This is a genomic window from Citrobacter sp. UYEF32, assembly GCF_040546205.1.
Taxonomy (GTDB): Bacteria; Pseudomonadota; Gammaproteobacteria; order Enterobacterales; family Enterobacteriaceae; genus Phytobacter; species Phytobacter diazotrophicus.
Genome location: NZ_JBEPNI010000001.1, coordinates 558,724 through 573,173 on the forward strand (window position 1 = coordinate 558,724; position 14,450 = coordinate 573,173).

The 14,450-nt window shown below is 53.1% G+C and carries 14 protein-coding genes; all 14 read right to left on the reverse strand.

Translation table 11 applies throughout. The features are described from left to right. Window positions 1-75: 75 nt before the first annotated feature. The 14 genes from cpsB to ABIB59_RS02935 all read right to left on the reverse strand — a co-directional run bounded on the left by cpsB (window position 76) and on the right by ABIB59_RS02935 (window position 14,435). Window positions 76-1,512 (reverse strand): mannose-1-phosphate guanyltransferase, encoded by a 1,437-nt coding sequence (gene cpsB / locus ABIB59_RS02870; RefSeq protein ID WP_041851963.1) that lies wholly within the window; start codon window positions 1,510-1,512, stop codon window positions 76-78. Next, on the reverse strand, window positions 1,509-2,813 hold the full coding sequence (wcaI, locus tag ABIB59_RS02875) for a colanic acid biosynthesis fucosyltransferase WcaI (RefSeq protein ID WP_079496323.1): 1,305 nt from the start codon (window positions 2,811-2,813) through the stop codon (window positions 1,509-1,511). Before wcaI ends, cpsB begins: the two co-directional genes overlap by 4 nt. After that, on the reverse strand, window positions 2,810-3,283 hold the full coding sequence (locus ABIB59_RS02880) for a GDP-mannose mannosyl hydrolase (RefSeq protein ID WP_354033953.1): 474 nt from the start codon (window positions 3,281-3,283) through the stop codon (window positions 2,810-2,812). The genes wcaI and ABIB59_RS02880 overlap by 4 nt, the downstream gene beginning before the upstream one ends. A gap of 2 nt (window positions 3,284-3,285) precedes the next feature. Then, window positions 3,286-4,251 (reverse strand): GDP-L-fucose synthase, encoded by a 966-nt coding sequence (fcl, locus tag ABIB59_RS02885; RefSeq protein ID WP_041851966.1) that lies wholly within the window; start codon window positions 4,249-4,251, stop codon window positions 3,286-3,288. 2 nt (window positions 4,252-4,253) lie between these two features. Beyond that, window positions 4,254-5,375, reverse strand: coding sequence for a GDP-mannose 4,6-dehydratase (gene gmd / locus ABIB59_RS02890; protein WP_041851967.1), 1,122 nt, complete (start codon window positions 5,373-5,375; stop codon window positions 4,254-4,256). A gap of 28 nt (window positions 5,376-5,403) precedes the next feature. Beyond that, entirely contained in the window at window positions 5,404-5,952 is a 549-nt protein-coding gene (gene wcaF / locus ABIB59_RS02895; protein ID WP_079496321.1) for a colanic acid biosynthesis acetyltransferase WcaF, read from the reverse strand. A 147-nt stretch (window positions 5,953-6,099) separates the two neighbouring features. Then, on the reverse strand, window positions 6,100-6,846 hold the full coding sequence (wcaE, locus tag ABIB59_RS02900) for a colanic acid biosynthesis glycosyltransferase WcaE (protein ID WP_041851969.1): 747 nt from the start codon (window positions 6,844-6,846) through the stop codon (window positions 6,100-6,102). Between the two features lie 13 nt (window positions 6,847-6,859). After that, window positions 6,860-8,080, reverse strand: a complete 1,221-nt coding sequence (wcaD, locus tag ABIB59_RS02905; RefSeq protein ID WP_354033956.1) for a colanic acid polymerase WcaD — start codon at window positions 8,078-8,080, stop codon at window positions 6,860-6,862. After that, the gene (gene wcaC / locus ABIB59_RS02910) at window positions 8,055-9,272 is read right to left on the reverse strand and encodes a colanic acid biosynthesis glycosyltransferase WcaC (protein ID WP_354033958.1); all 1,218 of its coding nucleotides are present in this window, start codon (window positions 9,270-9,272) and stop codon (window positions 8,055-8,057) included. The genes wcaD and wcaC overlap by 26 nt, the downstream gene beginning before the upstream one ends. Beyond that, a complete protein-coding gene (wcaB, locus tag ABIB59_RS02915) occupies window positions 9,269-9,760 on the reverse strand; it encodes a colanic acid biosynthesis acetyltransferase WcaB (RefSeq protein WP_041851972.1) in 492 nt (163 codons plus the stop codon). The genes wcaC and wcaB overlap by 4 nt, the downstream gene beginning before the upstream one ends. Then, window positions 9,760-10,602: a colanic acid biosynthesis glycosyltransferase WcaA gene (gene wcaA, locus ABIB59_RS02920; RefSeq protein WP_041851973.1), complete on the reverse strand. Its 843-nt coding sequence runs from the start codon at window positions 10,600-10,602 to the stop codon at window positions 9,760-9,762. Before wcaA ends, wcaB begins: the two co-directional genes overlap by 1 nt. A gap of 78 nt (window positions 10,603-10,680) precedes the next feature. After that, window positions 10,681-12,843, reverse strand: coding sequence for a tyrosine-protein kinase Wzc (gene wzc / locus ABIB59_RS02925; RefSeq protein ID WP_041851974.1), 2,163 nt, complete (start codon window positions 12,841-12,843; stop codon window positions 10,681-10,683). Between the two features lie 2 nt (window positions 12,844-12,845). Beyond that, on the reverse strand, window positions 12,846-13,289 hold the full coding sequence (wzb, locus tag ABIB59_RS02930; RefSeq protein ID WP_041851975.1) for a low molecular weight protein-tyrosine-phosphatase Wzb: 444 nt from the start codon (window positions 13,287-13,289) through the stop codon (window positions 12,846-12,848). 6 nt (window positions 13,290-13,295) lie between these two features. Next, window positions 13,296-14,435 carry a polysaccharide export protein gene (locus ABIB59_RS02935; protein ID WP_041851976.1) on the reverse strand — a complete coding sequence of 380 codons (1,140 nt, stop codon included), beginning with the start codon at window positions 14,433-14,435 and terminating at the stop codon, window positions 13,296-13,298. Between the last annotated feature and the right edge of the window lie 15 nt (window positions 14,436-14,450).

The window sequence follows — 14,450 nt, forward strand, 5'->3', positions numbered from 1 at the left end:
AAGAATTCAATCGTTATATCTATCCGACGTCGCGTTGCGGCAAATCAGCGGCTACGCAAAAGGTGTCGGACAGCGTCAGATGCGCCCGTAGCGATCTTCAAACCGCACAATATCGTCCTCTTCAAGATATGAACCGGACCGTACTTCAATTAAATCGAGCGGTATTTTCCCTGGGTTCTCAAGACAGTGACGTGCGCCGAGCGGAATGTAGACCGACTCGTTCTCACCCAGCAGTTTGATCTCGTCATTAATGGTGACTTTCGCCGTACCGGCCACCACGACCCAGTGTTCAGCCCGATGATGATGCATCTGGACCGAAAGCCCTTCGCCAGGTTTCACAGTGATGCGCTTCACCTGATAGCGATCGCCCGCATCAATGGAGTCATATTTCCCCCAGGGACGGTAGACTTCGCGGTGAATGTGGTGCTCATGGCGGCCATCCGCTTTGATCTGCTCGACCACTTTCTTCACATCCTGCACATGGTTACGGTCCGCAATCAGCACGGCGTCCTTGGTCTGCACCACCACCAGATCTTTCACGCCGACGGTGGTGACCAGACCGGACTCCGCATAGACGAAGCTGTTCTCCGTGTCATGACTGATGACGTCGCCGTGATGGACGTTTCCCTCGGGCGTATGGGCGCTGATTTCCCACAACGAGGACCAGGAACCCACATCGCTCCAGCCGGCATCCATCGGTACCACCACCGCATCGGCGGTTTTTTCCATTACCGCGTAGTCGATAGACTCTTCCGGGCAGGCCAGGAACGCGGCTTCATCAACACGGATAAAGTCCAGGTCCGGGTCCGTTACATTCATTGCGCGTTCGCAGGCCTCGTAAATATCGGGACGATATTTTTTCAGCTCTTCCAGATAGCGCCCGGCGCTGAACAGGAACATGCCGCTGTTCCAGTAATATTCACCGCTCGCCACATAACCCTGCGCCGTATCGAGGTTCGGTTTTTCCACAAACTGCGCCACGTCGAAGGCCAGACCTTCACCTTTACCTGGGGTCACTTCGCCACGACGAATGTAGCCATAACCGGTTTCCGGCAGGTCCGGTACGATGCCAAAGGTCACCAGTTTGCCGCTTTCGGCATAGGCCAGCGCCTGGCGCACCGACGTGCGGAACGCCTCTTCATCCTGAATCACATGATCCGCCGCCAGCACCAGCATCAGCGGGTCAGAGGTCGGGTTATGGCGTTTGATCGCCATTGCGGCCAGCGCGATCGCCGGTGCGGTGTTACGCCCCGCCGGTTCAAGGATGATGTTTTCCGTCAGCTTGTTGAGCTGGCGCAACTGCTCGGCAACGATAAAGCGGTGTTGTTCATTACAGATAACAACCGGACTTTCACACTCCACCCCGTCCAGACGGCAGACGGTGGTCTGCAGCATGGTCAAATCGCCTTTCAGGCAGAGAAATTGTTTTGGATACAGGACACGGGACAGTGGCCACAGGCGGCTGCCGGAGCCTCCGGCCATCACTACCGGATACAGTTGTGTTTGACTCATGATTTATCCCCATTCCCTTCGTAATTCAGACGTTCGTCTTGCGCATGGGCGGCCTGCCCTGCACTGACCGCCGGATCGCGTCGGGAGATATCAGTCATAAACTGGGTTAACACGCTCTCTTTCTCGAGCGTGCGTTCGGCATATTCACGTGCCACCGCGTTGGTTTTGGGCATCAAGAGTGCCTGTTCGATGCCCGCCGTTAACGCCGGTACGGATTCAGGCTCTACGCACACGGCAATGCCCGGCGAAGCCAGACACAGTTGGCCCAATTCGGTGGACGCCTCAGCGGTGATAACGGCATTGCCGCCCACGGCGAGGATATTGGTCAGTTTCGATGGCAGCACGGCATCCGCCGCGCCACGTTTTTGAATCACCAGATGGCAATCGGCCATCTTGAGCAGCGCAGGCAACGCCTCGTAAGACTGCAACGGAAAGAATTTCACGTTATCCAGCCCCTGTTGCAGAGCCTGTTTTTCCAGTCTCACTTTGCCGCCACCCTGACCCACAATCACAAACAACCACGGTTGCTCGCGAAGGTTAGCCGCCGCCGCAATCACATTTTCCAGCCCCTGCTTTTCACCAATGTTGCCGGAGTAAAGAATGATTTTTTTATCTTCCGGCAATCCCAGCGTTTGTCTCAGTTGGGCAACGTCCTGCGCGTCAACGTCGCGAAAGCGGGCCACTTCTGACCAGTTCGGGAAGAAGATTATCCGCCCTGGCTCCACCCCTTTTTCCCGTGCTTTGTTCATCATTGAGCGGGAGATGGTGGACACATTGTCGACATTGTGCAGGCCGCTGCGCTCAAACGCGGCGGCCAGTTTCGCCACTTTGCCGGTTTTGCCTTTCCCGGCCATCCCTAAGCCAAGCATGGCGTCAACTTCATAATCCTGAATGTGCAGCAGCGTGCGCGCACCGGTGAGTTTTGCCAGCAGGCGCATACCCGGTGTGCAAAACAGTGTCGGTACCACGCCGATGATGCGATCCGGCTTCCAGCGTCGCTGTGCCATCAGCGGGAAAAAGCTGCTCACGGCGAAGCTGGTCAGGTGAATCAGGCGTTTCAATGTCGAAGGCTGTTTCGGCACATACAGAGGACAGCGCCAGACGGTCGCGGCACCGCTTTCCCGGCGATAACGCCAGGCGGAATACGCCTTACCCACCTGCCATTCCGGGTAGTAAGGCGGAGCGGTGATGACACGCACGTCATGCCCCTGCCGGGCCATCCATTCAACCATCTCGCCGGTGTATTTACCGATACCGGTTAACTCCGGCGCATAGTTGATGCCGTAAACAAGAATTTTCATAAGCCCGGTACTCCCCGCGCTTCCTTGAAGTAGGCGCGGCTATTGTCATGTACCAGCGGGTCAGCAATCAGCACATCAGGCGTCAGCCAGCGATAGTCATCGTGCTGATCTGTCGGCAGGGCCAGCGAGGAGGCATCGACCCGTAAGCGAAAACCGAGCACAATGTAGTGGGTAGAAAAATCGCTGCCGGAGAAGTTGTCGTCATAGAAGTGCTGCCAGACGCCATAAAACTCTCCTGCCGACATCGGCAGGAGTACGCCCAGTTCAGCCAGCGTCAAACGTTCAAACGCGCTCGCCAGAGGTTCATCTTTTTGCACCCGTCCACCCGGCACAAACCAGTAACCCTGCGCCGGACGATTCGTACGCTTGCCGAGCAAAAACTCGCCGCTTTCGTTCTCCACGATAAGATCGATGGAGATAAGCGGAGTCGAACGCACGACCGTGGCAAAATCTTCCGGACGTAAAAACATGCTTACCCCCTGAACCGTTGCTGATTTTCGAGGAACCACTGGTAGGTGCTTGCCAGCCCCTGCTCCAACGAGATCTCGTGATACCAGCCAAGCGCGTGCAGGCGGGACACATCCAGCAGTTTGCGTGGCGTACCATCCGGCTTGGTGGCATCAAAGACCACCCGGCCTTTGTAGCCCACGACCTGGGCGAGCGTTTGCGCCAGCTCACGGATCGTGCAGTCCACACCGGTACCGACATTAATGTGCGACAGCATCGGTTCGGTATTCTCCTGCCACACTTCCCGGTCCAGCTCCATCACATGAATGCTGGCCGCCGCCATGTCGTCCACATGGAGGAACTCACGCATCGGCGTGCCGCTGCCCCATACCACCACGTCAGGCGCGTTGCTGAGCGTGGCTTCATGGAAGCGACGGAGCAACGCCGGGATCACGTGGGAGTTGCTTGGGTGGAAGTTGTCATTCGGCCCGTACAGGTTGGTCGGCATCACCGAGCGATAATCACGGTTGTACTGGCGGTTGTAGGACTCGCACAGTTTGATACCGGCAATTTTGGCAATCGCATACGGTTCGTTCGTCGCCTCCAGCGTCCCCTGCAACAGCTCACTTTCAGCCATCGGTTGGTGCGCAAGCTTCGGGTAAATACAGGATGAACCGAGGAACAACAGCTTGTTCACGTCATGCGAATGCGCCGCGTGAATGATGTTGCACTCCATCATCATGTTCTCGTAGATAAAATCTGCCGGGTAGGTGTTATTGGCGACAATACCACCCACTTTAGCCGCCGCCAGGTAGACCTGGTCGATACGTTCGCTGGCAAAGAACGCCTGCACCTGTGCAGAATCCAGCAGGTTCAGTTCGTCACGGCTACGCAGCACCAGCTCCACGTCTTCGCGCTGCGACAGCAGTCTTACAATGGCCGATCCGACCATGCCGCGGTGACCCGCGACAAAGATACGTTGTTTCGTCATTCTCAGGACTCCAGCGCGATGGCAACCTCGTAACCGTGAGCTTTTAACAGCGAATGTTTTTTCGCCGCTTCAAGATCTTTGGCAACCATCTCAGAGACCATCTCCTGCAGCGTGGTTTCCGGTTTCCAGCCCAGTTTTTCGTGTGCTTTGGTCGGGTCGCCGAGCAGGGTTTCCACTTCCGCCGGACGGAAGTAACGCGGGTCAACGGCAACAATCACATCACCCGGTTTCACGCCTGGCGCGTCATGGCCGGTGACGGAGACCACAATCCCCTTCTCTTCCACGCCTTTACCTTCGAAGCGCAGTTTGATACCCAGTTGCGCCGCCGCCATTTCCACAAACTGACGTACGGAATACTGCACGCCGGTGGCGATAACGAAGTCTTCCGGATGGTCCTGTTGCAGCATCATCCACTGCATTTTCACGTAATCTTTCGCATGCCCCCAGTCACGCAGGGAGTCCATGTTGCCAAGGTACAGGCAAGATTCGAGGCCCTGGGCGATGTTGGCAATCGCGCGGGTAATTTTGCGGGTGACGAAGGTCTCACCACGGCGCGGAGACTCGTGGTTAAACAGAATGCCGTTGCAGGCGTACATGCCATAGGATTCACGGTAGTTAACGGTGATCCAGTAGGCGTACAGTTTCGCCACCGCATACGGAGAGCGTGGGTAGAACGGCGTGGTCTCTTTCTGCGGAATCTCCTGGACCAGACCATACAGCTCAGAGGTAGAGGCCTGGTAGAAGCGCGTTTTCTTTTCAAGGCCCAGGAAGCGAATGGCTTCTAGCAGACGCAATGTCCCCATCGCATCCACATCTGCGGTATATTCCGGCGATTCAAAGGAGACCGCTACGTGGCTCATCGCCCCAAGGTTATAGACCTCATCCGGCTGCACTTCCTGCAGAATACGGGTCAGGTTAGAGGTATCCGTCAGATCACCGTAGTGAAGGTGGAATTTCGGGTTACTGGTGTGCGGATCCTGATAAATATGGTCCACACGCTCAGTGTTGAATGAAGAGGCACGACGCTTAATGCCATGAACTTCATAACCCTTTTCCAGAAGCAGTTCTGCCAGATAAGAGCCATCTTGCCCGGTAACGCCGGTGATGAGAGCGACTTTAGACATATTTTATTCCTCTATTACTTATCAGAAGTTATTCAGTTTTTACGCGTTCGCGCGTTACCACTGCGGGGTTGCCACGGCAAACTGCGTTTGCCGGAAGCGTCTTAAAAACACTGCTGCGCGCACCGACAACCGTTCCGTCACCAATACGCACGCCGGGAGCAACAAAGACATCCGTTGCCAGCCAGCATTTATCGCCAATCACGATGGGCGACGCGGTAATATCAAAATGCGCGCTCATAAAATCGTGACTGCCGGTACACAAATAACATTTCTGCGAAATCACAGAATTAGCGCCAATTGAGATATCGCCCAGGGTATATAACACAGCGTCATCGCCAACCCAGCTATAATCACCCAGCGTTAATTTCCATGGATACGTTATTTTCACCGACGGACGAATCACTACGTTTTTTCCGATTTTTGCACCGAATAAACGCAACAGAAAGGCACGCCAGCGATACATAATTTGTGGCGACCAGGCAAATAATGTTGACTGCACCGCCCACCACAATTGAACCTTAATAGCATTCCCGCCCCGGAAGCCTTTCGGCACGGAGAATCCTTGTAAGTCTTGCATCGTGTTTCCTTATACGTGTACCCGTTATTTTTCAAACCGCCGGTGCGTTAACTGCATGCGTTCATCCGAATCACTTACATACATAAGTTCATCGGAATTCTCTGACTTTCCGTTTTCCCGCGATTCAAATTATTCAGGGCATTCACATTATGCTTTGTTATATAAGGCTTTCGCTTTGCCAGTCGTACGCAGACGTAACAGGTACGACAATTCCGCCCAGAAGCCCGGTACGTGTAATATTTTTCGTTGGACGTTGCGAGCATCCCGACATAATTCAAGGTTATTCGACGTAGAGACGCCACCCATTGAAAATTCGGATACCAGACCGTGCAGGCGTTTAAAGCGAAAGCCTGCCTTAAACATTCTGGCTGCCAGCGCGTAATCGGAAGAGACTTTATATTGTAAATCGTAGGGGTAGGTTTTCAGACCACTCATCGGGAAGAATATGGCCTGATGGCTGGCGGGTAAGCTATGGTAAATATACCAACCGCGTTTCGCGCTACGGCGTATTTTTGTGCCATCGCCGAAATCTAATAATGCATCACCAATGTACATGGCATTGTCACGTTTTTCTGCCAACTGGCGGATAACATCGACGCTTTCCGGATGCAGAATATCACCTGAGTTGAGGAACAGCGCGAAGCGGCCATTGGCCATGCTGATGCCTTTATTCATCGCATCATAGATGCCATTATCTTTCTCGCTGACGTAACGTAAGTGGTACTGGCCGTTAAGGTTTTTCAGAAACTCTGCGGTACCGTCGGCAGAGCCGCCATCCACAACAATCCACTCGAATGCGATATCCTGCGCCTGTGCCAGATGGGCCAGCGATTCCCAGGTTTTCATCACGCCTTCATAATTACGAAACGCAACGGTAATAACGCTTAGTAACATGTGACCCACCTCGTCATATGCTCGAAATATTTAACGCCTTGCGGAAAATAAACGGGCAAACAATTAAAAATGCGTATTCAGGACTGAAAATCGACCCCGTAAAAAACCACGATATCGGAGCGAACAGATAAAGCTGAACACGAAAATTCTGATTATTACCAAACGCATTGACAGTCATTCTTGCTACTTTGAACAAATACCAACCGGTCAGTAATACGGCAAACCATGAAAAATAGATAATTAACAGATACAAGCCATTGTCTATGGTTTTACCGACATCTGCACCGTTAAAGATTCCGAATGATGCGACATATTCGTAAAGTGAGCCGAATCTTACCACACCATCAATGTTGACCAGGGAATATCCCACCATCGCCAGCGGTCCGATAATGCGATAATAAGAGGAGGAGCCTTCTGTTCCTAAATCACCGAGACGTTCCGCAATATAAGGAAAGGCGAACACCACCCCGACAACAAATACCGCCAGTGAAATAATGGCCAACGGTAATTTCTTGCGTATCGCTTCCTTGTTTAAATACTGAAATGCCCATTCCAGTAGATAAAAAAGGATAAATGTCATTACCCCTGAAAACGATCCCGAAAGAACTATCCCTGTCAGAATCATAGCATCTGTCTTCGGCGTTTTGATACCAAACTGTTTGATGCTGAGCCAAATTGAGATTAATGCCAGAGCGAAGAATGCCGGTTCGAAATAGAGTGCCGTGGTTCGCTTACCGCCAAATTTGATAAAATTCAGTACGTAGCTGTTACTGTAAATCAGATATTTCGAAATTATCTCCATCAGGCTGCTGCCGCCGGAGAGAATAATTTGCGCCATTTCCGCCGCTGCCAGCATCACGACCAACGCAACCACCACGTAGAAGAAGCGGAGTATTTTGCGGTAGTTATGCGGCGAAACAGTTTTGAACCGAATGCTCCACACCATGCCGATGATGATCACGATATAAACAAACAGCATCGTTGAGGTGACATACTTACTGGCGTTAAGCGACTGACCAAAAATGTAGTTAAACAGTGTTAATCCCGCACCGGTGCCCAGGGCAATCATCAACTTTTTCAGGTTGAGTTTATCCACATAGAGCAGCAGTAACAGCGGTAAGAACGTCACAATGGTTATCGGAAAGCTTTCGCCAAGCTGGAAAATCTTCACGTTAACCAGCAGGTAAATCAGCGGCAGCAGGAGATAACTACAGACCCTGATAGAATGAGACATATTCCTCCAGCATCTGTTGCCCACTGTAAGCACGGCGACTACGCGCCCGAAACGCGTCCAGCGATGTGCCGAATACGGCCTGCGCGATGTCAGCTTTGTGACGCTGCACCAGCGGCACCACCTCCGCGTCGCTAAAGGTCTTGCCGCCGGACTTCTCCAGAACCTCACGCGCTGCATCGCTGTGCGTGGCAATCACCGGCACACCAATGGAGAGCGCTTCACACAAAATGAGCGGGTAGTTATCCACACGCGAGGTAAAGAGCAGCGCATCCATCTGGTTGAGTTCGCTCATTAACTGACGTTTATCCGTCAGAAAGCCGTGGTTCACCACGTTCGGTCCCTCAAAGGGAGAAAACTTGCCAAAGGTATGCAGCTCAACCTGTTCACCCAGCGCCATCACGTCACGGACAAGTTGTTGATTGGTCTTGCCGTCATAGCGCAGGTCGTGCGCCACCACGGCGATTTTCGGGCGCCCCTGGGTGACAGTAACCGGAGATAACTCCGCCAGAATGGCTTCGGTCGCCACATCAATTCCATTATTGATAATGCGGCAACGCCCCGCACCGTACAGACTGTTGAATGCCTCCGCCACGTGCTGGCTGGGGGAAATAAACTGGCAGCCGAGGGCCATCATCTCGTTAAATAAACGGCGCTTCTCACCCACCAGTTGATGCGCGCGATCCACTTTTACCGGTGGATAGTTCGCCAGCGTCGGGCATTTTTGGCATCCCTGTTTCCAGCCTTCACAGCCATCGGTGAAAGCACAGCGCCCGGTGACACTCCAGTGATCGTGCAGCGTCCATATAAAGGTCACGTCAGGCTTATGCGCTTTCAGTTTCTGGCAGAATGCCACCACTTCGTTCAGGTTCAGCCAGTAGCTGTGCATCACGTGAAAGTGCAGCACCACCGGGCCTTTGGTGCGGCTGACGCTGCGATAGAGATTGTTAAGATTGCCAAATACATCGCGGTTAAACAGGCGAAACAGCGCCAGGTTTGCTATCGATGTCAGACGTGGGGTCTGTTTAAACACGTTGGGATACTGGTCATGGCTGACACTTTTCTTGCCGCCTTTACCGTAACCATAGACGAACCGCGATTGCATGCCTTGCTGCAATGCCCGCTGGTGTAAATCCAGCGCGACACCCGCCGCGCCGCCTTCGGCGAGGCGAACGTTAAATTGTAATATGTTCATTTTATTGTCTTCACCCGCGCTTTTTCACCCACCACCAGCGCATTATCCGGCACGCTGTCGAGCACGACGCTGCCTGCGCCAACCACGACGTTATTGCCAATGGTGATATCACCCAGCAGGACGACATTAGCCCCGAGTTCAACGTTGTTGCCGATGACCGGACAGGCCAGATTGTCTGCGCCACGATTGCCGATGGTCACGCCATGGCGAATGGTGAAATCATCACCCGCGACCACGTGCTTATTGATCACGACGGCATAACCATGGTGAATAGTGAAACGACGGCCAATCGTCGCAGCCGCCTGGATCTCATAGCCAAACAGGCATTCCGTCATAAAGCGGTAAATCAACAGCACGGGGGCAGCCCACAGGTTGTTGAGCACATTTTTCTTACGCCATACCGAGCAAAAATGGGCGACGCGATAGGCCGCGACCATGCAGCACGGGCGCAAACTCCATTGATTAGCGCGAAAATCTTCCAGTCGCATTATTTCCCTCGCAGACCATCAGCCAGACGCTTGCCATTACGCACGGAGAAAAGAGTCAGCAGCGTGCGCCAGTTCATACGCTTGTTGCGGATCTGGTACAGCGTGAAGAGCTGATATTTCTTGCTGGCGCGGTCAAACTTGGCTTTGTGTTTCCGGTAGAAATGGAAGTAGCCGGAGAATTTTTTCGGCGACGAAGTAATCTGCATTTCACCGTGATTGATGTGCAGAATTTGCGTCGCTTTTTCGATTTTCCACGGTTCGCCGTACTGCTCCACCATGCGTAAAAAGATGTCGTAGTCCTGTGCCGCTTTCAGTTTTGTATCGAACAGACACTCTTTGAAGCGCCATGACCAGCTAAACACCTGGTTGCCTACAATGTTGCGCTTGTAGAACAGCTTGCGGGAAAACGGCGATTTTGGGTAAAGCGGTAAACTGGTCGGTTGTGAATAGACTTCGCCCTGGCAGACATAGTCATTGGCATAGAGAAAAGCCCGCGTTGCCAGATGGTGTTTATGTTCCAGAAATACCGACAGGCGGTCCGGCGTCCATTCATCATCATCATCAATGCCAGTAATAAACTGGCCTGTCGCCTGCATGATCGCCTGGTTGCGTACCGCACAGGCGCCGGAATTAAAAGCGTTACGGGTATAGGTCACGCGTGGATCATTCAGTTCGGCCACATAACTCTGGAGTTGCTCAAAGGCCGTCGAGCAGTCGTCAACAATGATCATTTCCCAGTGGGTGTAATCCTGACGCAGCACCGATTTGATGGCGCGGATCGCCAATTGTTGGCGGTTCCACGTTGGCATATAAATCGAGATTAACGGACGTTCTGTGGTCATTTTCTTCCCCGATTGATCAATATTCCCTTCACCCCGGCCCTCTCCCTCAAGGGAGAGGTTTAGGGTGAGGGGAAAATATTATTTGCTATCAGACTTGTATTCGTATTCGTAATAGCCGTAATCCTGATAGCCAGTAGCGCGGCGGAAAATGGAGTTCAGGATGACGCCTTTGACCTGAATACCGTTTTGCTCAAAGCGGCTCAGGCTGGTCTGGACCTCTTTCACCGTGTTCACCGCGTAACGTGCGACCATCAGCGTGGTGCCCGCGTGGCGGCCCACAATCGCGGCATCGGTCACCGCAAGGATTGGCGGTGTATCAATCAGCACCAAGTCATAATGCTTACTCGCCCAGTCGAGCAACTGCGTGAAACGTTCGCTCATCAAGAGTTCGGACGGGTTTGGCGGGATCTGCCCACGCGGAACCAGGTCAAAGTTGGCGATGGAGGTCTTTTTGGCGCAGCTTTCAATATTGCCCTTGCCCACCAGAATGTCCGACAGACCGTTAACGTTATCGGTACCGAGCAGTTCATGGGTATAGCCTTTGCGCATATCACAGTCGATCATCAGCACACGTTTGTTGGTCTGGCTAATGACCGCCGCCAGGTTGGCGCAGACAAACGTTTTACCAATCGACGGGCTGACCCCGGTCATCATCAGGACGTTATTGGGCGCCTGCATCATGGCGAAATGGAGGCTGGTGCGCAGGCTGCGTACCGCTTCAATCGCCAAATCCGCCGGGTTACCCACCGCCAGCAACTGACGCTGTTTGTAACGCTTGTTGCCCTTGACGGTTTTGACCGTATCGCGCGCTTTTTGCCACTCCGACAGTGGGATGCTGGCGTACACACTGATCCCCTGCTCTTCCAGCGCCTGCGGGCTTTCGATACCACGATTAAAGAGTGAACGCAGCAGAACCACTACAACGGAGAGAATCAACCCAAGGATGATACTGCCAAGAATGATCAGCGCTTTTTTCGGTTTCAGTACGCCAGGTTGAGTAATGGCGGCATCGACAATGCGCACATCCCCTACAGTACTGGCCTCGGTAATACGCAGCTCTTGCTGTTTATTCAGCAACTGCATATAAACCTGCTGGCCGGATTCCACATCACGCGTCAGACGGACAATCTCCTGCTGCGTTTTTGGCATGGCCGTCACGCGGGTGTTGAGTTTGGCCTTTTCATCTTCCAGCGCTTTGCGTTTTTCCAGCAATGTGCGATAAGCCGGGTGCGCTTTGGTGTACAGCTTGGAAATCTCCGCCTCTTTAAAGGTCAGTTCATTAAGCTGCGCATCGATGTTAACCATCGAGTCGAGCACCGATTTCGCTTCCAGCGGCAGGTCGACAGAGTCTTGCTGCTGGCGATAGGTGTTGAGTTTGTTTTCGGCCACGTCCAGTTTGGCGCGCACTTCCGGCAGTTGTTTATTGAGGAACTCCAGGCTCTTAGCCGCCTCTTCGGATTTACGCTCAACGTTCTGTTGCAGGTAGTTGCGGGTAATACTGTTCAGAATATCGCGGATCTGATCGCGATCTTCTCCGATATAGGTAAGACTGAGCACACCGGTATCTTTGCCGTTCTCGGTCACGCTCAGGTTGTTTTGCAGATTATTGATCATCCCGAGCGTCGAGAATTTGGTCACGGTGAATTCGCTGTCGTTCGCCGCCTGAATGGCGCTTACCAGCATGGTCACACCGTCCTTACTTAACGGTTGTCCTACTTCACCACGAGCGCTGAAACCACCGTCGCTGGTCAGGGAGTACTGTTTCGGCCCCAGCACCTTGAGGGTAAAGACCTGATCATTCATGCCTTTGGGGAGCGTGAATGTCGTCACTTTGACCGTGTCATTTTGCCGACCCATCAGTCTGTCCCAGCCCGCGCCAAAAACCGGAAAGGTGTTTTTGGTTACGGCGATATCCAGGTTTAAATCATCGACGGTTTTACCCAGCACCAGCCTGGACTGAATCAACTGAATTTCCGCTTCTGACGCGGGTGGCTTGTTTGTCAGCGCCGAACCGATATCCTGCACCAGCGAATTACCGGCATTCTGCTCAATCTGTACCAGCGCATCCGCACTGTAGATGGGCGTGGCAAACAGGCAGTAAACGATAGCAGCCGCGGCAAATAAGCCGGTGATCCCCAGCACCCACCAGCGTGCCTCGACGACTGTACCGATTAATCGCCCTACATCGATTTCATCATTTCCCACCGACGACGCGGCGGAATGGTGTGTTTTCTCTGTCATTGTTATCCCTGCTGAGCGTTCAGTGCCTGCGCCCACTGGCGGGCAGACTGGTCAAGTAAGGTGTAAACAGCCTCAAAGGCGTCGCGGCTTTTGCGATACGGATCGGGAATTTCACGTTCATCGTCCCAGTGACCAAACAGCATCACTTTGCCGCGCATTTCCGGCGCGATTTCGCACAGTGCGGCGATATGCCGTTTTTCCATGACCAGAATCAGGTCGAAATCACGGCACATTTTTCCGGAAATCTGCCGGGCGCAATGCCCTTCAAGGGACAGATTGTTTTTCTCTGCCACGCGCGTTGCTTCCGCATCCGCGCTTTTACCTACCAGCGCCCCGAGACCGGCTGACTCCACCGTTAATGCGGGCTGATACTTTTTCAACAGCCGCTCCGCCGTGGGGGAACGGCAAATGTTCCCCACACACACCACCAGAATTTTGTTAAACATCGCCTATCACCAGGTGTGAATGTCGCGCGCCGTATCCGTCATGTAGCGAACGCCACTGATGGTTGGCAGCAACTGATTGATGAGACGGTTCCAGCGAGCAACCGGTGCGGTCGTCACATACACCACGTCATACGGCTGGAGGCGGAATTCAGTCGCCATCACCAGCGATGTCGCATCGGACATATCAAGCTGATAGATGTTGGCAATCTTGCCGCCGCGACCGTTCTCGCCTTTCAGCGGACGAATAACGAAGATGCCGCTGGCGTTGGAGGTTGTCAGATCGATGCCCTCGGCCTGACCCAGCGCTTCGGTCAACGTCATACCGCTGAAGTCCATTTTGAGGGTGCTCTGTTTTTTAACTTCACCCATTACGAAGACTTTCAGATCGTCATTACGCGGTACGAAAAGGATGTCCCCCGGATAGAGCAGACGGTTTTGGCTCAAATCGCCGTTCTGCATCAGCGCCTGCAGGGAGATACGTTGTTCTTTGCCGTTATGTGTCAGCACCACATTGCGCCAGTCGGCGGCATCGGTCAGTCCGCCCGCGGCGTTAATCGCATCCAGAACCGTCAGCGGAACGTTGGTGATGGCCTGCTGGCCTGATTTGTTGACCTGCCCGGAGACATAGGCTTTCTGCGAACGGAAGGCGGCGATATTAACGTCCACCTGCGGGTCAGCGATGTACGTCGCTAAGCGGCTGGTAATATCACTGCGGATTTCGCCAAGGGTTTTCCCCACAACGTGAACTTTGCCAATATAGGGATAGAACATGGTGCCATCGGGCTGTACCCAGTTACCGGTGTCGCTTGAACTGCGGTACTGGCCTGCCGGTGTGGTCAGTTCAGGGTGGTCCCAGACGGTAACGCTAAGCACATCCCCTGGGCCAACGCGATATTGATAGTTTGAGATTTCCTGATCCAGCGACATATTCGGCTGGGCGACATTCGGTCGCGGACGTAATTGTTCAACCAGACGTGGCGTCAATGGATAGACATTCACCATGCGGTCTAAATCAAAATCGGCGTCTTGTTGTTTAATCACATCTTTTCCCGATGTTGACATATTGCTACCGGGAAAAACTGTGCAGCCACTCATCAAGCTCATGGACACCAATAATGGTATCAATTTCGTTTTGGATTTCATCATTGATTAATTATCACT

Excerpts from the sequence above, each read along its gene's own strand:
- wcaA (WP_041851973.1), bottom strand. The coding sequence starts at position 10,602 with ATGACCACAGAACGTCCGTTAATCTCGATTTATATGCCAACGTGGAAC.
- wcaE (WP_041851969.1), bottom strand. The coding sequence starts at position 6,846 with ATGTTACTAAGCGTTATTACCGTTGCGTTTCGTAATTATGAAGGCGTG.
- wcaF (WP_079496321.1), bottom strand. The coding sequence starts at position 5,952 with ATGCAAGACTTACAAGGATTCTCCGTGCCGAAAGGCTTCCGGGGCGGG.
- ABIB59_RS02935 (WP_041851976.1), bottom strand. The coding sequence starts at position 14,435 with ATGATGAAATCCAAAACGAAATTGATACCATTATTGGTGTCCATGAGC.
- wcaI (WP_079496323.1), bottom strand. The coding sequence starts at position 2,813 with ATGAAAATTCTTGTTTACGGCATCAACTATGCGCCGGAGTTAACCGGT.
- cpsB (WP_041851963.1), bottom strand. The coding sequence starts at position 1,512 with ATGAGTCAAACACAACTGTATCCGGTAGTGATGGCCGGAGGCTCCGGC.
- ABIB59_RS02880 (WP_354033953.1), bottom strand. The coding sequence starts at position 3,283 with ATGTTTTTACGTCCGGAAGATTTTGCCACGGTCGTGCGTTCGACTCCG.
- gmd (WP_041851967.1), bottom strand. The coding sequence starts at position 5,375 with ATGTCTAAAGTCGCTCTCATCACCGGCGTTACCGGGCAAGATGGCTCT.
- wcaB (WP_041851972.1), bottom strand. The coding sequence starts at position 9,760 with ATGCGACTGGAAGATTTTCGCGCTAATCAATGGAGTTTGCGCCCGTGC.
- wcaD (WP_354033956.1), bottom strand. The coding sequence starts at position 8,080 with ATGTCTCATTCTATCAGGGTCTGTAGTTATCTCCTGCTGCCGCTGATT.
- wzc (WP_041851974.1), bottom strand. The coding sequence starts at position 12,843 with ATGACAGAGAAAACACACCATTCCGCCGCGTCGTCGGTGGGAAATGAT.
- fcl (WP_041851966.1), bottom strand. The coding sequence starts at position 4,251 with ATGACGAAACAACGTATCTTTGTCGCGGGTCACCGCGGCATGGTCGGA.
- wzb (WP_041851975.1), bottom strand. The coding sequence starts at position 13,289 with ATGTTTAACAAAATTCTGGTGGTGTGTGTGGGGAACATTTGCCGTTCC.
- wcaC (WP_354033958.1), bottom strand. The coding sequence starts at position 9,272 with ATGAACATATTACAATTTAACGTTCGCCTCGCCGAAGGCGGCGCGGCG.